This is a genomic window from Gordonia sesuvii, from assembly GCF_036350415.1.
GTDB classification, from domain to species: domain Bacteria; phylum Actinomycetota; class Actinomycetes; order Mycobacteriales; family Mycobacteriaceae; genus Gordonia; species Gordonia sesuvii.
On sequence record NZ_JAZDUF010000015.1, the window covers coordinates 1 to 3,991 of the forward strand.

Annotated in this window: 3 protein-coding genes and 1 rRNA gene; 1 reads left to right on the forward strand and 3 read right to left on the reverse strand. The window is 66.9% G+C overall.

From position 1 onward, the window contains the following. Positions 1-3: 3 nt before the first annotated feature. A 5S ribosomal RNA gene (gene rrf, locus VZC37_RS24615) occupies positions 4-120 on the forward strand. Positions 121-186: 66 nt separating this feature from the next. On the opposite strand, the gene VZC37_RS24620 is transcribed toward rrf, so the two are convergent. The 3 genes from VZC37_RS24620 to VZC37_RS24630 form a co-directional block, all read right to left on the reverse strand. Then, positions 187-1,011 (reverse strand): alpha/beta fold hydrolase, encoded by an 825-nt coding sequence (locus tag VZC37_RS24620; RefSeq protein WP_330437419.1) that lies wholly within the window; start codon positions 1,009-1,011, stop codon positions 187-189. A 22-nt stretch (positions 1,012-1,033) separates the two neighbouring features. Next, the gene (locus VZC37_RS24625) at positions 1,034-1,903 is read right to left on the reverse strand and encodes a universal stress protein (RefSeq protein ID WP_330437420.1); all 870 of its coding nucleotides are present in this window, start codon (positions 1,901-1,903) and stop codon (positions 1,034-1,036) included. A 184-nt stretch (positions 1,904-2,087) separates the two neighbouring features. Then, the gene (locus VZC37_RS24630; protein ID WP_330437421.1) at positions 2,088-3,863 is read right to left on the reverse strand and encodes an NAD(P)/FAD-dependent oxidoreductase; all 1,776 of its coding nucleotides are present in this window, start codon (positions 3,861-3,863) and stop codon (positions 2,088-2,090) included. Positions 3,864-3,991: the final 128 nt, after the last annotated feature.

Genomic DNA, 3,991 nt, shown 5'->3' on the forward strand with positions numbered 1-3,991 from the left:
AGTTTCGGCGGCCATAGCGGAGGGGAAACGCCCGGCTCCATTCCGAACCCGGAAGCTAAGCCCTCCAGCGCCAATGGTACTGCACCCTAACCAGTGTGGGAGAGTAGGACACCGCCGAACACAACTTCACCGAAGGCCCCCAACTCTGTTGGGGGCCTTCGGCATTTCTGACCCGGGATGGATCGATCATCCGAAGGGCAGCCACCTCGTCAACGCGGTGGCCAAGGCTGCCGGCGCGTCGAACTGGATCAGATGGCCTGCGTCGGGGATCTCGGTCATCGTCGCACTGGGGATGAGGGCGTGGAGTCGGCGGCCGGCGTCGACGGGAATCCATGTGTCATCGGCGCCCCAGATTACGTGCGTCGGCACTCTGACCTGCTGATACATCGGTTCGATCTCGTCGGTGAATCGCTCGTCCGCTTGGGCGATCTGACGATAGAACGCCGCTTGCCCCTCGCGGCCGAGCCACGGAGCGACGAGCATGTCGAGGTCGTCGGAACGCAGCCGCTGGTGCGCCGCGCCGGCGATGTATGCCTCCAGTGCCCCTCGATGTACTGCGGCGGGGAGCTGGGTGAACACCTCGGCGTTGTCGCGAACCAGCGTGAAAAACGGTGACCCCCATGGTCGTAGCGCGACGACGTCGACGAGGCACAGCGAGTCGTACCGGGCGCCGTGAAGCAGGTGGGCCCGAAGGGCGACCGCCCCACCGAAGTCGTGCGCGACGACGTGCGGGGCGTCGAGGCCCCAGATCTCGAGCAGGTGTGCGAACAACTCCCCCTGGACGCCCAGATCGACTGGTGCATCGGAGCGCTTCGAAGACTGCCCGTAACCGGGCATGTCCCACAGGTAGACCGTGAAGCGGTCCGCGAGCGGCTCTGCGATGGGCCGCCACAGAGCCGACGACCATGGCGTTCCGTGGAGGAACACCAGTGCGGGGCCCGACCCGAACGACTGCCAGGCGATGCTGTGTCCCCGCCACTCGACCCTGTCAGGGAGGGAGCACAGCTTCATCCGGATGCTTCTCGCAGCCCTGTCATGCCGACGGCTGATCCCGGCGGGGAACCACGACCATCGGTACCGCCAGGACACGCAGCATCTTCGCGGCCGTCGACCCGAGGAACAGAGTATCCGGCGCAGCCAGCCTGCTGGACCCGACGAGGATCAGGTCGCCCTCGTGCCACTCGACGGTGCCGACGGCGTCCTCGACACTGTCGCCCCGAGCGACGGTCGAGCTGACGCCGATCGACCCCGGTAGGCGCGTATATGCGGCGTCCAGCGTCCTCTGCGAGAGTTCTATGGCACGGGCCAACGCTTCGTCGTCGGACGCACGCCGCGGCAGGTCATCGCGTGACACCAGGGACAGGAGTCGTAGAGGGAGATCACCCCGCGCACTCAGGTCGACAGCGGTGTCCAGTATGGTCTCGGCTCCGGGACGCGGGCCGATCGCAGCGGTGATCTCCCGGATCCGCGCAGATCCGGTGTGGCGGAATCCGCTGGGAGCCAGCACCACCGGGATGGGCGACGAATGCAGGATGTCGTTGACGACCGAGCCGAGACTGTGGCGGCCGGTGATTCCGCCCCCGGATCCGCCCACGACGAGGATCGACGATCCGAGGCGCTCGGCTTCTGCGATCAGTCCGCTCGCGGGATTCTCGTTCACCGCCACGTGTGTCTCCGCCCGAACGTCGTCGGGCAGCAGGCCAGCCGCTTCGGCGAGCCACTTGTCGGCCGTCTCGTCGAGGATCGCGCTGAGGTGCCCCGCATCGGAGGCAGCCTCCGGATCGCCGGGTGGAATCACCAGGGTGACGTCGAGCGACGCACCTACCGTGCGGGCCAGGGTGACCGCCAGTGCGACCGCATCCTCTCCTCCGGGGGTGGCGAGGTATGCGACGAGCAGCTTCATTCCGACTCCGATCATGCGCTCGTGGACCTGCAGGTGAACTCACTGTGCGCCGCCGTCGCCGCGGGCGTCGGATCAGGCGCCGCTCACCTGCGCCAGGGTATCGAACTCGACGCCGTCGACCTGCGTGAAACGGGCGTCTCGCCCCGGATCGAGGTGACGGCGGCGACCCGGGGCGAGAGTGCCGTCACGACAGGTGATGGACCTCCTGAAGTCCGTACACCGGGGTCGGGATGCCGACGTGGCGGGCCTTGAGCTGGAGGGCGAGGTACAGCGAATAGTGCCGTGACTGATGCAGATTGCCACCGTGAAACCAGAGCCCAGGCTGTTGGGTCGGCTTCCACATGTTGCGCTGCTCGCCCTCCCAGGGGCCCGGGTCCTTGGTGGTGTCGGACCCCAGGCCCCACACCTTGCCGACGCGGTCGGCCACATCCTGGCCCATGAGGTCGGCGGCCCACCCGTTCATCGATCCGTACCCGGTCGCGTAGACGACGACGTCGGCGGATAGCTCGGTGCCGTCGGCGAGCACGACACTGTTCTCGGTCAGATGATCGACCTGTCCGTGTTCGAGCTTGATCGTGCCATCGGCGACGAGTTCACACGCGCCGACGTCGATGTAGTAGCCGGAGCCACGCCGAAGGTACTTCATGAAGAGTCCCGAGTCGTCGTCGCCGAAGTCGAGATCGAACCCTGCGGCCTCGAGACGATCGTAGAACTCCTTGTCGCGCTCGCGGATCTGGTCGTAGAGCGGAATCTGGAACTCGTGCATGATGCGGTACGGGAGGGAAGCGAACGTCAGATCTGCCTTCTTGGTCGTCATCCCGGACGCCACCGATTCCTCGCTGTAGAGCGCACCGAGGCCGATTTCCATCAGTGAGTCCGACCGGACGATGTGCGTCGATGACCGCTGCACCATGGTCGTGTCGACCCCGTTCTCCACCAGGGCTTTACAGATGTCGTGCGCGGAGTTGTTGGAGCCGATCACCACGACCTTCCGGCCTGCGAATCCGTCGGGGCCGGGATGGCTGCTGGAATGGTGCTGTTCGCCGGCAAAGACGTCCTGTCCCGGGATGGTCGGGACGTTGGCCTTTCCCGACATGCCGGTGGCGAGCACGAGTTGGGCCGGATGGAGGGTCATCCGTTCTCCGGCGCGGTCGAGTTCGACGGTCCACCGTTGCTCGGTCTCGTCGTAGGACGCGGACAGACATGTCGTCTTGCTCCAGTACGGGACCTCCATCACCTTCGTGTAGAACTCCAGCCAGTCGCCGATCTTGTCCTTCGGCGCGAACACCGGCCAGTTGTCCGGGAACGGCAGATAGGGCAGGTGGTCGTACCAGACCGGATCGTGCAGGCACAGCGACTTGTATCGCTTGCGCCATTGGTCGCCCGGTCGGTCCTGGCGGTCGACGACGATCGACGGCACTCCGAGCTGCCGCAGTCGCGCACCGAGTGCGATCCCGCCCTGGCCGCCGCCGATCACCAGCACGTACGGCTGCACAGACCGTCCGAGTGCGGACTCCTCGTCGTCGCGCTTCTCCGCCCAGGATCGGCGATCGGCGTCCGAGCCGTGCACCGCGCCGAGCACTCGCGTGGGCCCGGTCGACTCCTCGTGACCTTTGAGCTCCTGCAGCGTCGTGAGCAGGGTCCACGCGGCGTCCGCACCCGTCAGGTCGTCCGGCTTGAGGCGGAGATGGCCCACTCCGCGTCCCGTGGCCGTCTCGAACTCGATGAACGCGGTGGCGACACCGGAATCGTCGGCGGTGGCGGGCTCGCTGGTCCGGAATCCCCGCGGGTCGGTGTCATCGAGCCGCGCCCCGAGCATGTCGGCGATGCCGTCGCGACCTTCGACGGTCCGCAGATTCCAGGTGAACGAGACCAGGTCACGCCAGAAGCTGTCCGTGGCGAACAGCGAGGCCGCACGCCCGATGTCGCGGGCGGCGAGCGCCGCCTCGAAGGATGCCAGCCATGGTGCGTCCTGAAAGCTGGACTGGACTAGCGGGTGGGAGTCCCGTCCCGGTAGGTACCGGAACGCCGGGTAGCAGGCCCCGGTTCGTCGTCGAGAGGTGGCGGGCTGAGCGGGGTGTCGAGAGC

Bases quoted from the DNA above. Each gene is read 5' to 3' on its own strand.
- VZC37_RS24620 (WP_330437419.1), bottom strand. From the start codon at position 1,011: ATGAAGCTGTGCTCCCTCCCTGACAGGGTCGAGTGGCGGGGACACAGC.
- VZC37_RS24625 (WP_330437420.1), bottom strand. From the start codon at position 1,903: ATGAAGCTGCTCGTCGCATACCTCGCCACCCCCGGAGGAGAGGATGCG.